This is a genomic window from Halomonas sp. NO4 (assembly GCF_010994375.1).
Classification (GTDB): domain Bacteria; phylum Pseudomonadota; class Gammaproteobacteria; order Pseudomonadales; family Halomonadaceae; genus Halomonas.
In genome coordinates this window covers 38,032-58,041 of record NZ_WHMA01000009.1, presented here as the reverse complement: position 1 = coordinate 58,041, position 20,010 = coordinate 38,032, and the positions used below count along the sequence as shown (strand labels likewise).

At 68.5% G+C, this 20,010-nt stretch carries 15 protein-coding genes and 2 tRNA genes; 11 read left to right on the top strand and 6 right to left on the bottom strand.

The genetic code is table 11. The annotated features are described in order from the left end of the window. The first annotated feature begins 105 nt into the window (after positions 1-105). The 4 genes from murI to FEF15_RS09030 all read left to right on the top strand — a co-directional run bounded on the left by murI (position 106) and on the right by FEF15_RS09030 (position 8,251). Entirely contained in the window at positions 106-882 is a 777-nt protein-coding gene (gene murI, locus FEF15_RS09045; protein WP_163558835.1) for a glutamate racemase, read from the top strand. 57 nt (positions 883-939) lie between these two features. Beyond that, entirely contained in the window at positions 940-2,064 is a 1,125-nt protein-coding gene (trmA, locus tag FEF15_RS09040; RefSeq protein ID WP_163558834.1) for a tRNA (uridine(54)-C5)-methyltransferase TrmA, read from the top strand. A gap of 192 nt (positions 2,065-2,256) precedes the next feature. Continuing rightward, positions 2,257-7,098 (top strand): NAD-glutamate dehydrogenase, encoded by a 4,842-nt coding sequence (locus FEF15_RS09035; protein WP_163558833.1) that lies wholly within the window; start codon positions 2,257-2,259, stop codon positions 7,096-7,098. Between the two features lie 73 nt (positions 7,099-7,171). Then, a complete protein-coding gene (locus FEF15_RS09030) occupies positions 7,172-8,251 on the top strand; it encodes a quinone-dependent dihydroorotate dehydrogenase (RefSeq protein ID WP_163558832.1) in 1,080 nt (359 codons plus the stop codon). Positions 8,252-8,331: 80 nt separating this feature from the next. On the opposite strand, the gene rmf is transcribed toward FEF15_RS09030, so the two are convergent. Further along, positions 8,332-8,538 (bottom strand): ribosome modulation factor, encoded by a 207-nt coding sequence (rmf, locus tag FEF15_RS09025; RefSeq protein WP_163558831.1) that lies wholly within the window; start codon positions 8,536-8,538, stop codon positions 8,332-8,334. Between the two features lie 264 nt (positions 8,539-8,802). On the opposite strand from rmf, the gene rlmKL reads away from it, so the two are divergent. Next, entirely contained in the window at positions 8,803-11,001 is a 2,199-nt protein-coding gene (rlmKL, locus tag FEF15_RS09020) for a bifunctional 23S rRNA (guanine(2069)-N(7))-methyltransferase RlmK/23S rRNA (guanine(2445)-N(2))-methyltransferase RlmL (RefSeq protein WP_163558830.1), read from the top strand. Then, on the top strand, positions 10,998-11,354 hold the full coding sequence (locus tag FEF15_RS09015) for a glutaredoxin family protein (protein ID WP_163558829.1): 357 nt from the start codon (positions 10,998-11,000) through the stop codon (positions 11,352-11,354). The genes rlmKL and FEF15_RS09015 overlap by 4 nt, the downstream gene beginning before the upstream one ends. 8 nt (positions 11,355-11,362) lie before the next feature. On the opposite strand, the gene FEF15_RS09010 is transcribed toward FEF15_RS09015, so the two are convergent. Beyond that, positions 11,363-11,644 (bottom strand): hypothetical protein, encoded by a 282-nt coding sequence (locus tag FEF15_RS09010; RefSeq protein WP_163558828.1) that lies wholly within the window; start codon positions 11,642-11,644, stop codon positions 11,363-11,365. Between the two features lie 155 nt (positions 11,645-11,799). Between FEF15_RS09010 and FEF15_RS09005 the strand changes: the two genes are divergently transcribed. From FEF15_RS09005 to pdxB, 3 genes are read left to right on the top strand one after another with little or no spacing between them, the layout of a single operon-like run. After that, positions 11,800-13,194 carry a GGDEF domain-containing protein gene (locus FEF15_RS09005; RefSeq protein WP_163558827.1) on the top strand — a complete coding sequence of 465 codons (1,395 nt, stop codon included), beginning with the start codon at positions 11,800-11,802 and terminating at the stop codon, positions 13,192-13,194. Further along, on the top strand, positions 13,187-14,668 hold the full coding sequence (locus FEF15_RS09000; RefSeq protein WP_163558826.1) for an ABC transporter substrate-binding protein: 1,482 nt from the start codon (positions 13,187-13,189) through the stop codon (positions 14,666-14,668). Before FEF15_RS09005 ends, FEF15_RS09000 begins: the two co-directional genes overlap by 8 nt. A 2-nt stretch (positions 14,669-14,670) precedes the next feature. Beyond that, positions 14,671-15,810, top strand: a complete 1,140-nt coding sequence (gene pdxB / locus FEF15_RS08995) for a 4-phosphoerythronate dehydrogenase PdxB (RefSeq protein WP_163558825.1) — start codon at positions 14,671-14,673, stop codon at positions 15,808-15,810. Positions 15,811-15,889: 79 nt separating this feature from the next. On the opposite strand, the gene htpX is transcribed toward pdxB, so the two are convergent. The 4 genes from htpX to msrB all read right to left on the bottom strand — a co-directional run bounded on the left by htpX (position 15,890) and on the right by msrB (position 19,646). After that, on the bottom strand, positions 15,890-16,792 hold the full coding sequence (gene htpX / locus FEF15_RS08990) for a protease HtpX (RefSeq protein ID WP_163558824.1): 903 nt from the start codon (positions 16,790-16,792) through the stop codon (positions 15,890-15,892). 128 nt (positions 16,793-16,920) lie between these two features. Next, the gene (locus FEF15_RS08985) at positions 16,921-18,153 is read right to left on the bottom strand and encodes a pyridoxal phosphate-dependent aminotransferase (protein ID WP_163558823.1); all 1,233 of its coding nucleotides are present in this window, start codon (positions 18,151-18,153) and stop codon (positions 16,921-16,923) included. Between the two features lie 54 nt (positions 18,154-18,207). Next, a complete protein-coding gene (gene ylqF / locus FEF15_RS08980; RefSeq protein WP_163558822.1) occupies positions 18,208-19,167 on the bottom strand; it encodes a ribosome biogenesis GTPase YlqF in 960 nt (319 codons plus the stop codon). A gap of 77 nt (positions 19,168-19,244) precedes the next feature. After that, the gene (msrB, locus tag FEF15_RS08975) at positions 19,245-19,646 is read right to left on the bottom strand and encodes a peptide-methionine (R)-S-oxide reductase MsrB (RefSeq protein ID WP_163558821.1); all 402 of its coding nucleotides are present in this window, start codon (positions 19,644-19,646) and stop codon (positions 19,245-19,247) included. A 175-nt stretch (positions 19,647-19,821) separates the two neighbouring features. On the opposite strand from msrB, the gene FEF15_RS08970 reads away from it, so the two are divergent. Then, positions 19,822-19,897: transfer RNA gene (locus FEF15_RS08970), tRNA-Glu, on the top strand. A 39-nt stretch (positions 19,898-19,936) separates the two neighbouring features. Next, positions 19,937-20,008: transfer RNA gene (locus tag FEF15_RS08965), tRNA-Gly, on the top strand. Positions 20,009-20,010: the final 2 nt, after the last annotated feature.

The following is a 20,010-nucleotide window of genomic DNA, read 5'->3' as shown; positions in this document are numbered from 1 at the left end:
TGGGCGCCTCGCCACCGCGGAGCCCTGCCGCATGATTGACCTCTCGCCCCGTCCCTGCCGGCCCAGCCGGCAGGGACGCTTCAACGGAATGACTCGCACCGCTGCATGCCCGGCCCGATCCTGATCTTCGACTCCGGTGTCGGTGGCCTCTCGGTGGTCGCCGAGCTGCGCCGCCAGCTGCCCGGTGCGGCACTGGCTTACGCCTGCGACAATGCCATGCTGCCCTACGGCACCCGCCCCGACGCCTGGCTGGTCGCGCGCATCCTGGCGGTGTGCGAGGCGGCCGTGGCGGCGAGCGGCTGCGCGGCGTTGGTGGTGGCCTGCAACACGGCCAGCACCCTGGCCCTGGATGCGCTGCGGGACCGCCTGGCCGTGCCGGTGGTGGGCACGGTGCCCGCCATCAAGCCGGCCGCCCGGCTGAGCCGCAGCCGCCATATCGGCCTGCTCGCGACCACCGCCACCGTGGGGCGCCCCTACACCGAGCGACTGATCCGCGAGTTCGCCAGCGATTGCCGGGTGTCGCGCGTGGCGGCCGACGGCCTGGTGGCCGAGGCCGAGCGGCACGTGTCGGGGGACGCGGTGGATGAGGCTGCCATCCGGGCGGCGTTGGCGCCGCTGTGGCAGGTCCCGACACTGGACACCGTGGTGCTCGGCTGCACGCACTTTCCGTTGCTGCGCGACGCGCTCGCCGCGGCGTCTCCCTGGCCGGTCACCCTGGTCGACTCCAGTGCGGCCATCGCCCGCCGTACCGGCCAGGTGGTGAGCGACCCCGACCCGCGTCGCGGCCTCGACCCGAGCCTGGCCACCGCACCCGATGCGCGCCTGGCCCGGGCGCTGGCCCGCTTCCAGTTCGCCGAGCCGCGCCTGCTGCCCCTCGGCTGAGCGCTTTCCGCCATCCCGTTTTCGCCCTCTGATTGCTTTCCCCTGCCAGGAGATGCCGTGTCCGTTCCCGTTGTCGACCCGTCCCGCTATGCCGACCAGCTCGCTGCCAAGCGCGAGCGCATTCAGCGCCTGTTCGCGCGTTTCTCGCCCCCCGAGCTGGAAGTCTTCCCTTCGCCGCCGATCCACTTTCGGCAGCGCTGCGAGTTCCGCTTGTGGCATGAAGGCGACGACCTGTTCTACGCCATGTTCGAGACGACAGGCTCCGAGGGCGATCCCGACGACCCCCAACAGAAGCGCGTGGTGCGCCTGGACGACTACCCGGTGGCGAGCCGGCGCATCAATACCCTGATGCCGCGCCTGCGCGAGGTGCTGCTGGAAAGCCCCGTACTGCGTCGCAAGCTCTTTCAGGTGGAGTTTCTCACCACCTTGTCCGGCGAGGCGCTGGTCACCCTGATCTACCACCGCCGTCTGGATGAGGCCTGGGAGGCGGAAGCGCGCTGTCTGCAGGCGCGCCTGGGCATCGAGGTCATCGGGCGGGCCCGCAAGCAGCGCCTGGTGCTCTCCCGGGATCACGTCTGGGAGCGGCTCGAGGTGGAGGGGCATACCTTCCACTACCAGCAGGTGGAGAACAGCTTCACCCAGCCCAACGCCGAGGTGTGTCGGTCGATGCTCGCCTGGGCGCGGGATGCGACGCGCGACAGCGGCGACGGCGACCTGGTGGAGCTCTACTGCGGCAACGGCAATTTCACCGTGGCGCTGGCCGAGAATTTCCGGCGCGTGGTGGCCACGGAGATCTCGCGGGTCTCGGTGGCCAGCGCCCGGGCCAACCTCGCGGCCAACGGCATCGGCAACGTCCATGTGGCGCGCATGTCCGCCGAGGAGTTCGCCGTGGCGCTCAAGGGGGAGAAGGGCGGCCGCCGGGTGGCAGCCATGGCGCTGGAGGACCACGACTTCTCCACCGTGCTGGTCGACCCGCCGCGCGCCGGGCTCGACGAGGCCAGCTGCCGTCAGCTGAGCGAGTATCGGCGTATCGTCTATATTTCATGCAACCCCGCGACGTTGGAGCGCAACCTGGAGACTCTGAGCCGAACCCATGACGTCGCGCGTCTGGCGCTCTTCGACCAGTTTCCCTGGACCGGCCACTGCGAGTGCGGCGTACTGCTGGAAAGGCGCGAGTCCTGAGCGGCCTCGCTGCCGCCGGAAAAGTCAAGCGGCCGCGCCGCCGATGGCGATGCGCAAGCGACATGCACCATGAAAAGACCGGCAAGTCGGTGGGTTGCGTGCGGGGCCTGGCGTAAGCTCGCGTCAGCGGTCGAGGGCCGCTGAACATTTTCCGGGGCCGCCGTCGGTGGCCCGTGGCAGCCGAGGTGAGGGATGCATTACGAGACGATCGAAGCGGACAGGCAGGACATTCTCGACCAGCTTCGCGAGCGGTTCGAGAGTGGGCTCGAGCCGGCGCGTGTCGAGGCGGTGGATGCCTTCGCGCGCTACTTCTATGCCACGGTGCCCCTGGAGGATCTCGCCGATCGGCGACTCGACGACCTCTACGGCGCCACGCTCTCGGTCTGGCACTTCATCCAGTACCACAACCCCGCCAAGCCCAAGGTGCGGGTCTTCAACCCCGATTTCGAGGAGCACGGCTGGCAGTCAACCCACACCTTCGTGGCGGTCTTGCACCCGGACATGGCCTTTCTGGTGGATTCGGTGCGCCTCGAGCTCAATCGGCGCGGGCTCACCGTGCACGCCATCCACAACTCGGTGCTCGCCGTGGAGCGCAGTGCCAAGCACGACCTCAAGCGCGTCACCTCGCCGAGCGACGAGACGGCGCCGGAGGCCCGCGAGTCGCTGATCGTCATCGAGATCGACCGACACTCCGATGCGCGCTTCCTCGAGGAGATCGAGGCCGGGCTCCACGAGGTGCTGCAGGACGTGCGTACCGCCGTGGGCGACTACCACGCCATGTGCGAACGGGTCCGGGCCGCAGTGGAGGAGCTCAAGGCGGGCTGTCCGGAACAGGTCGACCCGGCGGACCACGACGAGGCGATTGCCTTTCTCGAGTGGTTGGTCCGCGACAACTTCACCTTCCTGGGCTACGACGAGTTCACCATCGAGTCGGACGGCGACGGTGACCGCCTGGAGAAGGTCGCCGGCAGCGAGCTCGGGGTCTTCCGTCTCGACCAGCCGCGCTATCGCGAGCGCATCCGTACCGAGCTGGGCATCGAGGGCGGCCGCTTCGTGCTGGTGCCGCAGCTGCTGTCGTTCGCCAAGAGCGCCCACCACGCCCGGGTGCACCGCCCTACCTACCCCGACTACATCTCGGTGGATCGCTACGACGAGCATGGCCGGGTGGTCGGCGAGCGGCGTTTCCTGGGGCTGTTCACGGCCACCGTCTACAACGAGTCGCCGCGCAACATCCCGCTGCTGCGGCGCAAGCTCCAGGCGGTCATGGACATCGCCGGCTTCAATCCCAAGGGGCACAACGGCAAGCAGCTGCTGCAGATCCTCGAGGTCTACCCCCGCGACGACCTCTTCCAGATCGACATCCAGGAACTGGCGCGCACGGCGCTGGGGATTCTCGACATCCGCGAGCGGCGCCGGGTGCGGCTGTTCGTGCGCACCGACCATTCCGGGCGGTTCCACTCCTGCCTGGTCTTCGTGCCGCGCGATGTCTTCTCCACGGACCTGCGTCTGCGCATCCAAGACCTGCTCTGTGAAGAGTTGGATGCCACCTTCGGGGACTTCAATACCTACCTGTCGGAGTCAGTGCTGGCGCGCATCCAGTTCATCCTGCGCTTCAATCGCGAGGCGCCGGTGGAGTTCGACATCAAGCGCATTGAGGCCAAGGTGGCGCGCCTGGCGCGCAACTGGCGCGACGAGTTGCAGGAGGCCATGGTGGAGGGCTACGGCGAGGAGCAGGCCAACCACCTGATGGATCGCTTCCGCAACGCCTTCCCGGCCAGCTACCGGGAGGACTTCGGCGCTCGCACGGCGGTGTTCGACGTCCACCACCTGGTTTCGCTGGATGAGGGCAAGGCCCTTTCGCTGTCGCTCTACCGTCTCGTGGAAGAGGAGAGCAGCGGGGTCAACCTGAAGCTGTTCCATCGCGATCGGCCGATCCCGCTCTCCGACGTGCTGCCGATGATGGAGAACCTGGGCCTGCGCGTGATCGGCGAGCGCCCCTACGAGATCGACACCCCGGAGGCCGGCTACTGGATCCACGACTTCGATCTGGAGCACCACACCAGCGTCGAGGTCAGCCTGCAGGCGATGCGCGAGCCCTTCATCGAGGCCTTCCAGCGCATTTGGGCCGGCGAAGCCGACAACGACGCCTTCAACCGCCTGGTGATCATGGCCAACCTCGACTGGCGCGAGGTGGCGGTGCTGCGCGGCTATGCCCGCTACCTGAAGCAGATCCGCTTCGGCATGTCCCAGGACTACATCGCCACCACCCTGGCCAACCACCCCGAGATCACCCGCGAGCTGGTGCGCCTCTTCGAGCTGCGTTTCCATCCGCAGCAGCAGGGCGAGCCGGAGGCCATCGATGCCAGCGTAGAGCGCATCGTCCGCCTCCTGGATGACGTGGCGAGTCTCAACGACGACCAGCTGCTGCGCCGCTACATGGAGCTGATGCTGGCGACCCTGCGCACCAACTACTACCAGGCCACCCCCGAGGGGCGCATCAAGGACTACATCGCCTTCAAGCTGGACCCCAGCCGGGTCACCAACATGCCGCGCCCGCGGCCGGTGTACGAGATATTCGTCTGCTCGCCGCGGGTTGAGGGCGTGCACCTCCGCGGCGGCAAGGTGGCGCGCGGCGGACTGCGCTGGTCCGACCGCCACGAGGACTTCCGCACCGAGGTGCTGGGGCTGGTCAAGGCACAGCAGGTCAAGAACGCCGTCATCGTGCCGGTGGGCGCCAAGGGCGGCTTCGTGTGCAAGCGCCTGCCCGAGGGAGGCGACCGCAAGGCCCTCCAGGAGGAGGGCATCGCCTGCTACAAGACCTTCATCCGCGCGCTGCTCGATGTCACCGACAACCTGGTGGGCGGCGAGGTGGTGCCCCCGCGCGACGTGGTGCGCCACGACGACAACGACCCCTACCTGGTGGTGGCCGCCGACAAGGGCACGGCGACCTTCTCCGACATCGCCAACGAGATCTCCGCGGAGTACGGCCACTGGCTGGGCGATGCCTTCGCTTCGGGCGGGGCCAACGGCTACGACCACAAGAAGATGGGCATCACTGCCAAGGGTGCCTGGGAGTCGGTCAAGCGCCATTTCCGTGGCCTGGGCCTGGATACCCAGCGCGAGCCCTTCACGGTGCTCGGCATCGGCGACATGGCCGGCGACGTCTTCGGCAACGGCATGCTGCTCTCCGACCAGATCCGTCTGGTGGCGGCCTTCAACCACCTGCACATCTTCGTCGATCCCGAGCCCGACGCGGCGGCCACCTACGCCGAGCGCCAGCGCCTGTTCACCGCGCCGAGCTCGTCCTGGGAGGACTTCGACACCAGCCTCATCTCCGCCGGCGGCGGGGTGTTCAAGCGCAGCGCCAAGTCGATCCCCATCTCCAAGCCGATGAAGAAGGTCTTCGGCATCCAGGAGGACAAGCTCGCGCCCAACGAGCTGATCCGCGCCTTGCTCAAGGCGCCGGTCGACCTGGTCTGGAACGGGGGGATCGGTACCTACGTCAAGGGCAGCGACGAGACGGATACCGAGGTGGGCGACAAGGCCAACGACGCCCTGCGCATCAATGGCCGCGACCTCAATTGCCGCGTGGTGGGCGAGGGCGGCAACCTGGGCCTGACCCAGCGCGGCCGCATGGAGGCTGCCGCCAGGGGCATCCGCGTCAACACCGATTTCATCGACAATGCCGGCGGGGTGAACTGCTCCGACCACGAGGTCAACATCAAGATCCTCATCGACGAGGTGGTCAAGCGCGGCGACATGACCGAGAAGCAGCGCAACCAACTGCTCGCCGAGATGACAGACGAGGTCTCGGCGCTGGTGATTCGCGATAACTATCGCCAAACCCAGGCGCTGGATCTCTCGGAGATCCTCTCGCGGGTGGGCATCGGCCCCTACCGCCGCTTCATCAGCGAACTGGAGGCGGCCGGCCAGATCGACCGCGAGCTGGAGTTCCTGCCCTCCGACGAGGACCTCCACGAGCGGGTGAACAACGACCAGGGCATGACGCTGCCCGAGCTCTCGGTGCTGATTTCCTACGCCAAGAGCGTGCTCAAGGGCGAGGTGCTGGCCTCCGACGTGCCTGACGATCCCTATATCCAGCAGTACCTGGAGCGCATTTTCCCGCCGGTGCTGGTCAAGCGTTTCCGCAACGAGATGTATGACCACCGCCTGAAGCGCGAGATCGTCACCACCCAGGTGGCCAACGACCTGGTCGACCACATGGGCATCGTCTTCGTGCGACGCCTGATCGACTCCACCGGCGCGGAGCGCTCGGAGATCGCCCGCGCCTACATCGTGGCCCGCGACAGCTTCCAGCTGTCCACCACCTGGGAGCAGATCGAGGCGCTGGACAACCAGGTGCCGAGCCAGGTGCAGTACGCCATGATGCTCGACCTGATGCGCCTGATTCGGCGCGCCACCCGCTGGTTCCTGCGCCAGCGACTGGGCCTCTCCACCCGCGATGCGATCGAGTATTTCGCCCCGCGCGTGGCCCAGCTCCAGGAGGGCATCGGCGAGCTGCTGCGCGGCGAGGAACACAGCCGGTGGGAGGTCCGCCGCGAAGAACTGCTCGCCGCCGGTGTGCCCGAGGGGCTGGCCGCCACGGTGGCCGCCGCCGGCAATCTCTACGGCGCGCTGGGCATCATTCAGGCGGCGCGACAGTCCGACGAGAAGCCGCAGCGGGTGGCTGAGGTATTCTTCGAGGTCGGCCATCGCCTCGAGCTGCCGTGGATGCTCCAGCAGGTCACCGACCTCAAGGTGCGCGACAGCTGGCAGGCCCAGGCGCGGGAGACCTTCCGCGACGATATCGACCGCCAGCAGCTGGCACTCACCGTCAGCGTGCTCAAGGCCGAGGATGGCGGCCGCGAACCCGACGAGCGGGTCGCCCACTGGCTCGACCAGCACCGCCACCTGCACGAACGCTGGTGCCGGTTGGTCAGCGAGGTGCGCGGGGGTGGCCAGGGCGGTTTTCCGCTGTTTGCCGTGGCCGTTCGCGAGCTGGTGGACCTGGCCGAGAGCAACGGCGAGGGGTGAGCCGAGGGTAGCGTCGTGACGGGCGGACAGGGCTGGTATACTCCTGGCCGCTCGTTGCTGCCCGGAGATGCCCATGTACGCCCTTGCCCGCTCGCTGCTGTTCCGCCTCGACGCCGAGACCGCCCACGGGGTGGCGCTGCGTGCCCTCGATGCGGCGACGCGGCTGGGTCTGGCCTCGCGCCTGGCCGGCGAGCGGGTCGCCGACCCGGTGGAACTGATGGGGCTGCGCTTTCCCAACCGGGTGGGACTGGCCGCCGGGCTCGACAAGAACGCCGACCACCTGGACGCCCTGGGTGCGCTGGGCTTCGGCTTCGTCGAGGTGGGTACGGTGACGCCCCGTCCTCAGCCCGGCAACCCACGGCCGCGCCTGTTTCGCCTGCCCGAGGTGGGGGCCATCATCAATCGCATGGGCTTCAACAACGCCGGGGTGGACCACCTGGTCGAGCGGGTCAAGGCGAGCCGCTATGATGGCGTGATCGGCATCAACATCGGCAAGAACCTGACCACGCCGGTGGAACGTGCCGTCGACGACTACCTGCTGTGCCTCGAGAAGGTGCACGCTCACGCCCACTACGTGACCGTCAACATCTCCTCGCCCAACACCCCCGGGCTGCGCGAGCTGCAGTTCGGTGAGCACCTGGATGCACTGCTGGGCAAGCTGCGCGAGGCCGGCAGCCGGCTCGACCGTGAGAGCGGGCGGCGGGTGCCCCTGGCGGTGAAGATCGCCCCGGACATGAGCGCCGAGGAGGTCGCGCTGGTGGCACGCAGCATCGCCGCCAACGGCATCGATGCGGTGATCGCCACCAACACCACGGTGTCGCGCGACGCGGTGGCCGGGTTGCCCCACGCCGAGGAGGCGGGCGGGCTCTCCGGCCGCCCGGTGTTCGCGGCCTCCAATGCGGTGGTGCGCGAGTTGCGTCGTCACTTGTCCGAGCTGCCGATCATCGGGGTGGGCGGCGTCGACAGTGGCGAAGCCGCGGTGGCCAAGCGCGAGGCCGGCGCCGACCTGGTGCAGCTCTATTCGGGATTCATCTACCGAGGCCCGGCGCTGGTGGCGGAGTGCGCGCGGGGGCTCAAGGCCCTGCCTGGACGCGAGCCGAGGGAGGCGCCAACGCCGCCCCCGGCGACGTCGCGAAACGAAGAAAGCCCGTGACCGCAGTCACGGGCTTGGCTGTTGGCCGCCGCCTTGGCGACGGCAGGGGACAATCGATTGGGTGTAACGAGGGTGGAAGGTCAAATGACCATGGGGTTCTTGTGAATGCCGGAGACGCCGGTCATGCCGGCCCACTGATCCCCACGGCCTTCACGCCAACCGCTCATCCAGTATTCGCGTACATTGACATCCTGACTGGGACAGTCGTCGCGGGAGCGCCCCGTGATACCCGCTTTGTAGCCATGCAGATAGGCGCGCTGAAACCGATCACGTTTCTGTCTTTTCATCGGATGACCTCTTTGAAAGGTACCTGGTTGGGCCGCACCTTAAGGTGTGGCCCGTCGTGCCACCGCTCCAGGGCCGTGGGCAACGGCCGAGCGAGTGGGGGCGGGCTCAGGGCCCGCGGACAGAACGCATGCGTTGTGATAGTAGCTACTGTTGTCAGTCATAGCGCATCATGGAGCCGATTGTCGACCCATCTTTTGTCATAAGATCGGTGTCGAATTGTAACAATGCAGACATCACCGGCCCCAACGGCCGGCGGGAGCGTCATGACCGAGTTTGACACGCAGCACCCTGCCTTCCTGGCGACCTGTCCCCGCGGGCTCGAGGAGTTGCTGGCCGACGAGTTGCGCACCCTGGGCGGCGAGCCGTTCAAGACCACCGTGGCCGGCGTGCACTTCCGCGCCGACCTGGCGGGCGCCTATCGCGCCTGCCTGTGGTCGCGGCTGGCCAACCGCATCGTGCGGTGTCTCGTTCGCGAGGAGGGCATCGAGCGCCCCGAGGCGCTGCGCGCGGTCGTGGCTGGCGTCGATTGGACGCAGCACCTGCGCTCCGGCGCCACCCTGGCGGTGGACTTCCATGGCCGCAGCGAGCAGATCCGCCACACCCGCTTCGGCGCGCAGACCGTCAAGGACGGCGTGGTCGATGCCCTGCAGCTGGCCGGCCAGCCGCGCCCCCGGGTGGAGCTCCAGCAGCCCGATCTGCGCCTCTATGCCCACCTGCATCGCGGTCGGTTGACGCTGGGGGTGGATCTCGCCGGCGAGAGCCTGCACCGCCGCGGTTACCGGCGCGAGGTGGGCCACGCCCCGCTCAAGGAGAACCTGGCCGCGGCGCTGCTGATCCGCGCCGGCTGGCCGGCACGCGCGCGCGATGGCGAGGCGCTGGTCGACCCCCTGTGCGGGGCCGGCACCCTGCTCATCGAGGGCGCACTGATGGCCGCCGACATGGCGCCCAACCTGCACCGGGAGCGCTTCGGTTTCCACGGCTGGGCGGGCCACGACCCGGGGGTGTGGCGCGAGCTCAAGCGCGAGGCCGAGGCGCGAGCGCGCATCGGGCGCAAGCGCTGCCGGGCGCGCCTGTTCGGCTTCGACCAGAGTCCGCCGGCGCTCGCCGCGGCCAGGGCCAACGCCATGCGCGCCGGCATTCCCGCCTTGATCGAGTTCCACGGGGCCTCGCTCGGCGAGCTGCGGCGGCCGGAATCGCTCGAGCGGGATGCGCAGGGGCTGGTGATCACCAACCCGCCCTACGGCGAGCGGCTCGGCGAGCTGCCCGAGCTGGTCAGCCTCTACGCCGAGCTGGGGGAGGCCGTGCGGCGCGCCTTCCCCGGCTGGCGTCTGGCGGTGTTCACCGCCAACCCGGATCTGGGGCATCGCATCGGCCTGCGCGCCGACAAGCAGTACGCGCTGCGCAACGGCCCCCTGGAGGCCAAGCTGCTGCTGATGGACGTGCCCGCGGTGGCGGAGGGGCACGATCCGGCGACTGCCGAGGTCGCACAGTCGCCACACGGCGAAGGGGCCCGGATGTTCGCCAATCGCTTGGTCAAGAACCGCAAGCGGCTCGCCAAGTGGCTGCGTCGTTCCGGCGAGGCGTGCTACCGCCTCTATGACGCCGACATGCCGGAGTACGCCATGGCCATCGACGTCTACGGCGACCGCGTGCACGTGCAGGAGTACGCGCCGCCGCGCTCGGTCAACCCGGCCCAGGCGCAGAAGCGGTTGTTCGATGCCCTGGCGGTGATTCCCGAGGTGCTCGAGGTCGACCCGTCGCGCCTCGTGGTCAAGCGCCGCGAGCGCCAGAGCGGCCGGGCCCAGTACCGCAAGCAGGCCGAGCGCGGCGAGCGCTTCGTGGTGAACGAGGGGCGCGCCCGGCTGTGGGTCAACCTGCACGACTACCTGGACACCGGGCTCTTCCTCGACCACCGGCCGGTACGGCGCCTGCTCGGCGAGATGGCCGCGGGCAAGCGCTTCCTCAACCTCTTCTGTTATACGGGGACGGCCACGGTGCAGGCGGCGCTGGGCAGCGAGACGGCGGGGGGCGCCAGTGACAGCGTCAGCGTCGACCTCTCCAACACCTATCTGGAGTGGGCGCGGGACAACTTCGCCCTCAACAAGCTCGACCCGGCGCGCCACCGGGTGGTGCGCGACGACTGCCTGCGCTGGCTGGAGACGGCGCGTGCCGAGTTCGACCTGATTTTCCTCGACCCGCCCACCTTCTCCAACTCCAAGAAGATGGAGGGCACCCTGGACGTGCAGCGCGATCACGTCCGCCTTGTCGACCTGGCCATGGCGCGTCTGGCGCCCGGCGGCACCCTGGTGTTCTCCAACAATCAGCGTCGCTTCCGCCTCAATGCCGGCCTCGCCGAACGCTACGCGGTGGAGGATATCTCGGCGCGGACATTCGATCCGGATTTCACCCGCAACCCCGACCTGCACCATGTGTTCCTGATTCGCCACCCGGAGGCCGAATGAATCGCCTGACTCTCTACACCACCCTGGGCTGCCATCTCTGCGAGCAGCTCGAGGCGCTGCTGGCCAGGCTGCATCGCGGGGCGTATCGGCTGGACAGGGTGGAGATCAGCGAGGACGCGGCGCTGGTCGAGCGCTACGGGGTACGCATTCCGGTGCTGGTGGATGCGGCGGGGGAGGAGCTCGATCGCGGCTTCGAGCCGCCACGGCTGGCCGCCTGGCTGGCGGCGCGCGGCCGACTGGACGAGGCGGCCTGGGCTCGCCTGGAAGAAGCCGGGGGAGAGGGCGCCGAGGAAGTGGCGCGCGCTGCGCCACGCGGCGCCGTCATGCGCCAGGGGCGGCGTTACCTGGGCTGAGTCTCGGCTCAGGCGTCGTCGAGCAGCGAGAGCTGGCCCACCGCCTCGCGCCCTTCGGGGCTGTGGTCGTCGGCTTCCAGCACCTTGCGGAAGCCGCGCGAGGCCTGGATGGTGGCCTCGTCGCCGAGCCACATCATTGCCTGGGCGTGATCGTCGGCCAGCTGATGCTTCAGCCCCCCGAACTGGGTGCCGATCTGGCCCCAGGCGCGGCTGAAGATCCAGTCGCCGAACATGTCCTGGTGGACATGCACCAGCACGTAGTCATGGTCACTTTCCCAGCGGACGATCACGCTTGCTCCCGGCTGTGGCCATCAAGTCGCCGCCATGGCGGCCGATAGAAAAAGAGGGAGTATTGTAAAGCACTCGCGCTGCCGGACAAGCGCGGCACGGTTACCTTGCCAGGCGGGTGTGTGGCGAGGGCCACGCATCGGGCACAGGATGTGACATGAGAGAGGGATTCGGTCTGACCGCCAGGCTCGCGGTCCTGACGGCGCTGTTGACGCTGGTGATCCTGTCGACCATCGGCGTGGCGCTGCTGTCGTTCGGCGAGTACCGCCAGGCGCTGTCGCGCCTGTCCAGCGAGTCGACCCGGGCGCTGATGACCGCCAGCCGCTTGAAGCAGCAAAGCGAGAGCATGGTGGGCAGCGGTGCCCTGCTGCTGCTCGCCGACGATCACTTCAGCCGCCGCCAGGCCATGTTCGAGATCGGCGACCGCGAGGCGTGGATTCGCGAGCTGGTGGTGGAGCTGGAGGCCTCGCCCGCCACCCAGGGCACCTTCGGGGAACTCGACGAGACGCTCGAGCAGCTGGTCGACAATTTGCGGGCGCTGGACACCCTGGTGCAGCAGCGCATCGACACCCAGGCGCAGCGCGTCAGTCGCGGACTGCACGATGCGGATGGCATTCTGCGCCTGCACCACCTCGAGGAGCGCATCGCCGAGCAGGTCCGCATCAACCGCACGCTGTCCATGGAGCTCGGCGTGGCGGTGGGATTCCACGTCAACCATATCCGCTCGCAACTGGACACCTCGGTGGAACGGCTCAACGAGGAGATTCGCCGGCGCGAGCGCGTGCTGGCCGCCTTCGCCGGGGTGGCCATGCTGGTGCTGCTGGTGACGGTGCTCTATGTCAATCGCTCGGTGGTGCGTCGCGTGCTGCAGCTGCACCGGGCGATCAGTCGCCAGCGCCCCGCCCCGGAGGAGCTCGACGTCAGTGGTCGCGACGAGATCGCCCGCATGGCGCGCTCCATGCAGCGCTACATGCACGATATCAGCGACAACGAACGACGCATCCTGGCCATGAACCGCGAGCTCGACTTCCTGGCCAGCCACGATGCCCTGACCCATCTGTACAACCGCCACCATTTCGAGCGCGCCCTCGACGCGCGCCAGGCGGAGCTGCAGGAGAACCTCTACAGCGTGGTGATGGTCGACATCGACCACTTCAAGCGCATCAACGACACCCATGGCCACGCTGCTGGCGACCAGGTGATCTGCCGGGTGGCCGAGCTGCTGGACGAGGGGCTTCCGGAGGCGGCGCTGCTGGCGCGCTACGGTGGTGAGGAGTTCGTGGCGCTGGTTCCCGGGTACTCGGCGGCGGCGCTCGAGCCACTGCTCGAGGCCACGCGCCGTCGCCTGGCGCGCAGCGCCATCGTCGTCGACGGAGTGAGTCTGCGGGTGACGGCAAGCTTCGGGGTGGCGCAGAAGATTCCTGCAGCGGCCTTCAGCCTGTGCCTCAAGGCGGCGGACGAGGCGCTCTACGAGGCCAAGCGGCGCGGGCGCAACCGCGTGGTGGTGCGACCGCTACGCCAGTCGGACAGCGAGGGAGGAGGCGATGGCTAAGCGAAGCAGCGTGATGGCGGCATGGGGGCTGGCCCTGCTGATGGCGGTGCCCGCATTGGCGGTGGCCCAGCAGAGCCTAAGGGTCGACCTGCAGCTCGAGCCGCCGCACCTGGACCCCACACGCACGGCCTCGGCCACCACGGCCGAGACGACGCACCGCAATGTCTTCCAGGGGCTGACGCGCATCGACCGCCACGGCAAGGTGCGCCCGGCCCTGGCGCAGCGCTGGGAGGTCAGCGAGGATGGCCTCAAGTACCGCTTCTGGCTGCGCCAGGGGGTGCGCTTCCACGATGGCCAACGGTTCGATGCCGAGGTGGCGGCTTACAGCTTACGCCGGCTGCTCAGCGAAGCGGCCGGCAACCCGCAGCGGCTGCTCTACCAGGCGATCCGTGAGGTGGAGGTGGCTGGCTCGCACAGCCTCGTGCTGCACCTGTCGCGCCCCGACAGCCTGCTGCCGTTTCGCCTGGGGCTCTCCGCGGCGGTGATGGTGCACCCCGCCAGCGAGCCCACCAACGCCAGCCGGCCGGTGGGCACCGGCCCCTATGCGTTCCAGGGCTGGGAGCGCGGCGAGGGCGTGGCGCTGGCGGCGTTTGCGGAGTACTGGGGCGAGGCGCCGGCCATCGAGCGCGCGACCTTCACGTATACCAGCAATCGGCTGGAGCTGGAGGGCGGGCTCGCCGAGGGATTGATCGACCTCTACCCTGACGCCAGCAGCCTCACCTCGCACCTGGCCCTCTCCCATCGCGCCGACTACCGCATCCTCGACGGCTTCAGCGAGGGCGAGGTGATCATGGCCGTCAATCACGCCCGCGAGCCCTTCGCGGATCGTCGCGTGCGCCGTGCGCTCGCTCACGCCGTGAACCGCGAGGCGCTGCTCGAGATCTACCCTGCCATCACGCCGCCGCTGATCGGCAGCCACTTCTCGCCTGGCCATCCGGCCTACGTCGACCTCGCCGACCGCTACCCCCACGACCCGCAGCGGGCGCGGGAGCTATTGGCCGACGCCGGCCATGCCGAGGGCCTGTCGCTGACCCTCACGGTGCCGCCGACCCAGTATGCCGAACTCTCCAGCCTCTACATCGCCTCCGATCTCGAGGCGGTGGGCATCGAGGTGGCGCTGCAGCGGGTCAGTTGGCCGCAATGGCTCGAGCAGGTGTTCAACGACCGGGAGTACGACCTGACCATCGTGGCTCATGTCGAGCCCATGGACATCGATATCTACGCCCGGGACGACTACTACTTCAACTACCGCGATCCGCGTTTCCAGGCGCTCTGGACGCAGATCGAGGCCGCCCAGGAGCCGGAGGCTCGCCATGCCCTGCTGGGCGAGGCGCAGCGCCATCTGGCCGAGGAGGCGGTGAACGTCTTCCTCTTTCTGAAACCGCAGCAGGCGATCCACAAGGTCGGGCTCACGGGCGTCTGGTCGAATGCCCCCATCCCGGCGGTGGTTCTCCAGGAACTCGAATGGGAGTGAGCATGCGCATTGTCGTCGACGCCAACGTACCCGCGGCCGAGACCTGCTTCGGGGAGGTGGGCGAGGTGGTCCGCCTGCCCGGTCGCGAGATCGATGCCGCCGCGGTGCGCGAGGCCGATGCTCTGGTGGTTCGCTCCATCACCCGCGTCGACGAGGCGCTGGTGGCGGGCAGTCGGCTGCGCTTCGTGGGCACCTGCACCATCGGTACCGACCATGTCGACGAGGCGGCGCTGGCCCGTCAGGGGATAGCGTTTTCCAGCGCGCCGGGGTGCAACGCCGAGGCGGTGGTGGACTACGTGCTCACGTGTCTGCTGACGCTGGGCGAACGCTACGGCTGGCGGCTGGCCGATCGGCGCGTGGGCATTGTCGGCGTCGGCAACGTGGGCGGGCGGCTCCAGGCGCGGCTCGCCGCCCTGGGCGTCGAGTGCCTGGCCTGCGACCCGCCGCGTGCCGAGCGAGAGGGCACGGCTGGCTTTCACGACCTCGACGCCCTGATCGATGCCTGCGACGTGCTTTGCCTGCATACCCCCCTGGTGCGCGACGGCCCCCACGCCACCCGCCACCTGCTCGGTGCCCGGCGCCTCGCCGAGCTGGCACCGGGCACGCTGCTGCTCAATGCCGGGCGCGGCGACTGCGTGGACGGCCAGGCGCTGCGCGGCCGCCTGGCCGGGCCGGGCGACATCTCGGCGGTGCTCGATGTCTGGGAGGGCGAGCCGGCCATCGACCCGGCCCTGCGCGACCTGGCGACCATCGCCACGCCGCACATTGCCGGCCACAGCCTCGACGGCAAGCTGCGCGGCACCTACCAGGTCTACCGCGCGCTGTGCGAGGCGGTGGGGCTGCCGGCTCGGCGGGCCCTGGGCGCGTTGCTGCCCACTCCGGCGGTGTCGGGGCTGCGCCTGGAAGGAGGGCTCGCGCCCGAGGCGGCGCTCGCGCTCTGTGCGCGGGCCGTCTACGACGTGCGCCGCGACCATGACAGCCTGCTGCGCGAACAGCACCGCCAGGGAATCGCCCGCGGCTTCGACGCCTGCCGGGCGAACTACCCGCTGCGCCGCGAGTTCGCCACGCTCAGGGTGGAAGTGGGGGAGGGGGCCGACGACCTCGCGCCGCTGCTGGCCGGCGCGGGCTTCCGGGTGACTTGAGCCGCGGTTCGTCAAGGCCAAAACAGCACGGGCCCGCCATTGGCGGGCCCGTGCTGTTTGCGCTAGGCGGATTGGCAGCTCAACGATAAGCCGCTTCCTTCAATGCCCGAATCCGATCATCCAGCGGTGGGTGACTGGCGAACAGCCGCTCCATCAGCGAGGCGGTCTGGCCCTTGGTGATGGCCATGGCACGCAGGGTGTCCGGCATCTGGTCGGGCATCTCCACCTCCGCCTTGAGGCGCGCCAGGGCGTTGATCATGGCGCCGGAGCCGGCGAGCTTGGCGCCGGCGGCATCGGCGCGGTACTCGCGGAAGCGCGAGAACCAGGCGACGATGGCCGAGGCGATGATGCCGAAGACGATCTCGGCGACGATCACCACCGCGAAGTAGCCCATGAAGCCGAGTCCGCCCTCGCCGTCGCTGCGCGAACGCAGGAACTGGTCGACCAGGTGGGCGACCACGCGGGCGAAGAACATCACGAAAGTGTTCACCACGCCCTGGATCAGCGCCAGGGTGACCATGTCGCCATTGGCCACGTGGCCGATCTCGTGGGCGAGCACGGCGCGCACCTCTTCCGGCTTCATGCGGTTGAGCAGGCCGGCGGACACCGCTACCAGGGCGTCGTCCTTGTTCCAGCCGGTGGCGAAGGCGTTGGACTGCTGGGCGGGGAAGATACCCACTTCCGGGGTCTTGATGCCGGCGTCGCGGGCCAGCTCGGCGACGGTGTCGAGCAGCCACTTTTCGGTGGCATTCGACGGCTGCTCGATGATCACCGTGCCGGTGGAGCGCTTGGCCATCCACTTGGAGATGAATAGCGAGATCATCGAGCCGGCCATGCCGAAGATGAAGCAGAAGATCAGCAGGCTCTGGAAGTTGAGGCCCTGGTCGCTGAGGTAGCTGTCCACCCCCAGCAGGCGCAGGGTGATGCTGGCCACCACCAGTACTGCCAGGTTGGTGGCCAGGAAGAGCAGGATTCGCATCATGTCGGGATCTCTCCGTCGATCGTCGTGGGGCCGCGCCGGTCACGGCGCAAAAAAGCTGATGCTTAGATACGGTCTTGGGCGCCGGGTTTCAAGCGCTCCGGCGCCAGGTCCAGCCGATCATACCGGCCTCACTGACGGTAGCGCGACAGAAAGCGCGCGAAGCGGTCGAGCGCGTCGCCGAGCTGGTCGGCCCAGGGCAGGGTGACGATGCGAACGTGGTCCGGTTCCGGCCAGTTGAAGGCGGTGCCCTGGACCAGCAGGATCTTCTCCTGCAGCAGCAGGTCGAGCACCAGCTGCTGGTCGTCGCGTATGTTGAACACCTTGGGATCGAGCCTGGGGAAGGCGTAGAGCGCGCCCTTGGCTTTCACGCTGGAGACGCCGGGGATGGCGTTGAGCTTTTCATGGGTGATGTCGCGCTGGGCCAGCAGGCGCCCGCCGGGCAGGATCAGGTCGTTGATCGACTGGTAGCCGCCCAGCGCCGTCTGGATGGCGTGCTGGGCCGGTACGTTGGCGCACAGGCGCATGGAGGCGAGCATGGTGATGCCCTGGATGAAGTCGCTGGCGCGCTGCATGGCCACCTGGCCGGAGAGGATCATCCAGCCGGAGCGGAAACCGGCGCAGCGGTAGCTCTTGGAGAGCCCGTTGAGGGTCACCACCAGCTGGTCCTCGTCGGCCAGGGCCCCGGTGGAGACGTGCTCGGTGCCGTCGTAGAGGATCTTGTCGTAGATTTCGTCGGAGAACACCACCAGGTCGTGCTCGCGGGCGATGGCCAGCAGCTCGCGGATGACCTCGGGCGGATAGACGGCCCCGGTGGGGTTGTTGGGGTTGATGATGACGATGGCGCGGGTGTGGCCGGTGATCTTGGAACGAATATCCGCGGGGTCGGGCGCCCAGTCGGCCTGCTCGTCGCAGCGGTAGTGCACGGGGCGACCGCCCGAGAGGTTGGCGGCGGCGGTCCACAGCGGGTAGTCGGGTGCCGGGATCAGCACCTCGTCGCCGTCGTTGAGCAGCGCCTGGAAGGCCATCACGATCAGCTCGGAAACACCGTTGCCGATGTAGATATCCTCGACGCCCACGCCGGGGATCGCCTTGCGCTGGCACTCCTGCATGATGGCCTTGCGTGCCGAGTAGAGCCCCTTGGAGTCGCAGTAGCCCTGGGCGGTAGGCAGGTTGCGCATCACGTCCTGGAGAATCTCCTCCGGGGCCTCGAAGCCGAACGGCGCGGGGTTGCCGATGTTGAGCTTCAAGATGCGCTGGCCTTCGTCCTCCAGCCGCTTGGCGTGCTCGAGCACGGGGCCGCGGATGTCGTAGCAGACGTTGTCGAGCTTGTGTGATTTCCTGAACAGGGAGGGCGTGTCCATGGCGATTCCGAAAGTCTGTGGTGTCCAGTGGCGCCCGCTGGGGCGCGGGTCGTGTCAGGCCGAGGCGTCGCTGCCGGCGACATTCTCGCCGCTCTCGGCCGCGGGGGCGGGGATGTCCGCCGGTGTTTCCAGCGTCAGCCGCCCCAGCTTGCCGTGGCGCAGTTCGTGGAGCAGCACCTCGGCGCCGCGGTGCAGGTCGACTTCGCCGCCCGCGCGCAGGCCGCCGCGCTTGCTGGCGATCTCGGCGAGTATCGCATGGCCGTCGAAGCCGGCCAGCGCCAGTAGGTCGGGGCGCTCGGGGCCGTCGGCCTCGACGCGCTCGGCCTCGGGGTGGGGCGCGTAGGCGGGCAGGGCCTTGAGCTTGTAGCGCGCCTGGAGGGCCTCGGGGTAGCGCCGGGCCAGCTCGGCGGCGGTGACCACGGCAACGTCGACGTAGTCGATGGCCGTGTCGCGGATGGCGCCGCTCGCCGCCAGGCGATAGGCGCTGGCCTGGTCCTCGATCTTCGGCCACAGCACGCCGGGGGTGTCGACCAGCGCCACGCGACCGGCGATGCGCACCTTCTGCTGGCGCTTGGTCACCGCCGGTTCGTTGCCGGTCTTGGCGATGGCCTTGCCGGCCAGGCCGTTGATCAGGGTCGACTTGCCGACGTTGGGAATGCCCATGACCATCACTCGCACGTCGCGGTCGGCGCGCACTTGCCCGGCCAGGTCGTGACACAGCCGGGGGATGCGCTTTAGCTCGCGGGCCTGGGTAGTGGTCACGGCCAGTGCCCGCGTGTCGGGCTGGGCATCGAAGTGGGCGACCCACTCGCGGGTGCGCTCGGGGTCGGCGAGATCGGCCCGCGAGAGGATCTTGAGCACCGGCGTGTGGCGGTTCAGCTCGGCCAGCATGGGGTTGGCGCTGGAGTAGGGAAGGCGGGCGTCGAGCACCTCGATCGCCACGTCGATCTCGGGCAGTGCCTCCTTGATCTGGCGGCGCGCCTTGTTCATGTGTCCCGGGTACCAGCCGAGCATTACGTCTCTCCTGCCAAAAGCGTGACGGCCGCCCATCATAGCAGATGGGCGGCCGTCTCAGGGCAGCGGGAGCCGGGCTATTCGCCGGGGTGGAAGGCGATCGCCACCGAGTTGATGCAGTAGCGCAGCCCGGTGGTGTCGGGTGGCCCGTCGGGAAAGACATGGCCCAGGTGGGCATCGCAGTGGGCACACACCACCTCGGTACGCTGCATGCCGTGGGAGTCGTCGGGGCGCTCTTCCACGACGGAGCTGCCCAGTGGGCGGTCGAAGCTCGGCCAGCCGCAGCCGGCGTCGTACTTGTGCTCGTTCTCGAACAGCGGGGCGTGACAGCAGATGCAGTGGTAGATGCCGTGTTCGTCGCTGACGCGATAGTTGCCGCTGAAGGGGCGCTCGGTGCCTTTTTCCCGGGTGACGCGGTACTGCTCCGGGGTCAACTGGGCACGCCACTCGACGTCGCTCTTCTCGACCTTTTTGCGCATGGCCTCTTCTCCTTTTCCTTTCGGTTCGGGCGTTTCTTCAGGGGCTCGACAGGTCCTTCCATCAGACACTGTCGCTGGCGGGAATTTCCATCCCCCCGGGCGTTCATGGTCGGAGTTGACAGTCACGGGGGGCTTGAGTAATATTCGCGCCACCTCGTTGAGGCGAGAAACATGCGTCCCATTCGTCTAGTGGTCCAGGACACCGCCCTTTCACGGCGGGAACAGGGGTTCGAACCCCCTATGGGACGCCACTTCCGGTAGCGTTAGCGATAGCATAGACTGTCGGTCATGCGGGAATAGCTCAGTGGTAGAGCATCGCCTTGCCAAGGCGAGGGTCGCGAGTTCGAATCTCGTTTCCCGCTCC

Excerpts from the sequence above, each read along its gene's own strand:
- murI (WP_163558835.1), top strand. The coding sequence starts at position 106 with ATGCCCGGCCCGATCCTGATCTTCGACTCCGGTGTCGGTGGCCTCTCG.
- FEF15_RS09035 (WP_163558833.1), top strand. The coding sequence starts at position 2,257 with ATGCATTACGAGACGATCGAAGCGGACAGGCAGGACATTCTCGACCAG.
- FEF15_RS09030 (WP_163558832.1), top strand. The coding sequence starts at position 7,172 with ATGTACGCCCTTGCCCGCTCGCTGCTGTTCCGCCTCGACGCCGAGACC.
- rmf (WP_163558831.1), bottom strand. The coding sequence starts at position 8,538 with ATGAAAAGACAGAAACGTGATCGGTTTCAGCGCGCCTATCTGCATGGC.
- rlmKL (WP_163558830.1), top strand. The coding sequence starts at position 8,803 with ATGACCGAGTTTGACACGCAGCACCCTGCCTTCCTGGCGACCTGTCCC.
- FEF15_RS09015 (WP_163558829.1), top strand. The coding sequence starts at position 10,998 with ATGAATCGCCTGACTCTCTACACCACCCTGGGCTGCCATCTCTGCGAG.
- FEF15_RS09005 (WP_163558827.1), top strand. The coding sequence starts at position 11,800 with ATGAGAGAGGGATTCGGTCTGACCGCCAGGCTCGCGGTCCTGACGGCG.
- FEF15_RS09000 (WP_163558826.1), top strand. The coding sequence starts at position 13,187 with ATGGCTAAGCGAAGCAGCGTGATGGCGGCATGGGGGCTGGCCCTGCTG.
- pdxB (WP_163558825.1), top strand. The coding sequence starts at position 14,671 with ATGCGCATTGTCGTCGACGCCAACGTACCCGCGGCCGAGACCTGCTTC.
- htpX (WP_163558824.1), bottom strand. The coding sequence starts at position 16,792 with ATGATGCGAATCCTGCTCTTCCTGGCCACCAACCTGGCAGTACTGGTG.
- FEF15_RS08985 (WP_163558823.1), bottom strand. The coding sequence starts at position 18,153 with ATGGACACGCCCTCCCTGTTCAGGAAATCACACAAGCTCGACAACGTC.
- ylqF (WP_163558822.1), bottom strand. The coding sequence starts at position 19,167 with ATGCTCGGCTGGTACCCGGGACACATGAACAAGGCGCGCCGCCAGATC.
- msrB (WP_163558821.1), bottom strand. The coding sequence starts at position 19,646 with ATGCGCAAAAAGGTCGAGAAGAGCGACGTCGAGTGGCGTGCCCAGTTG.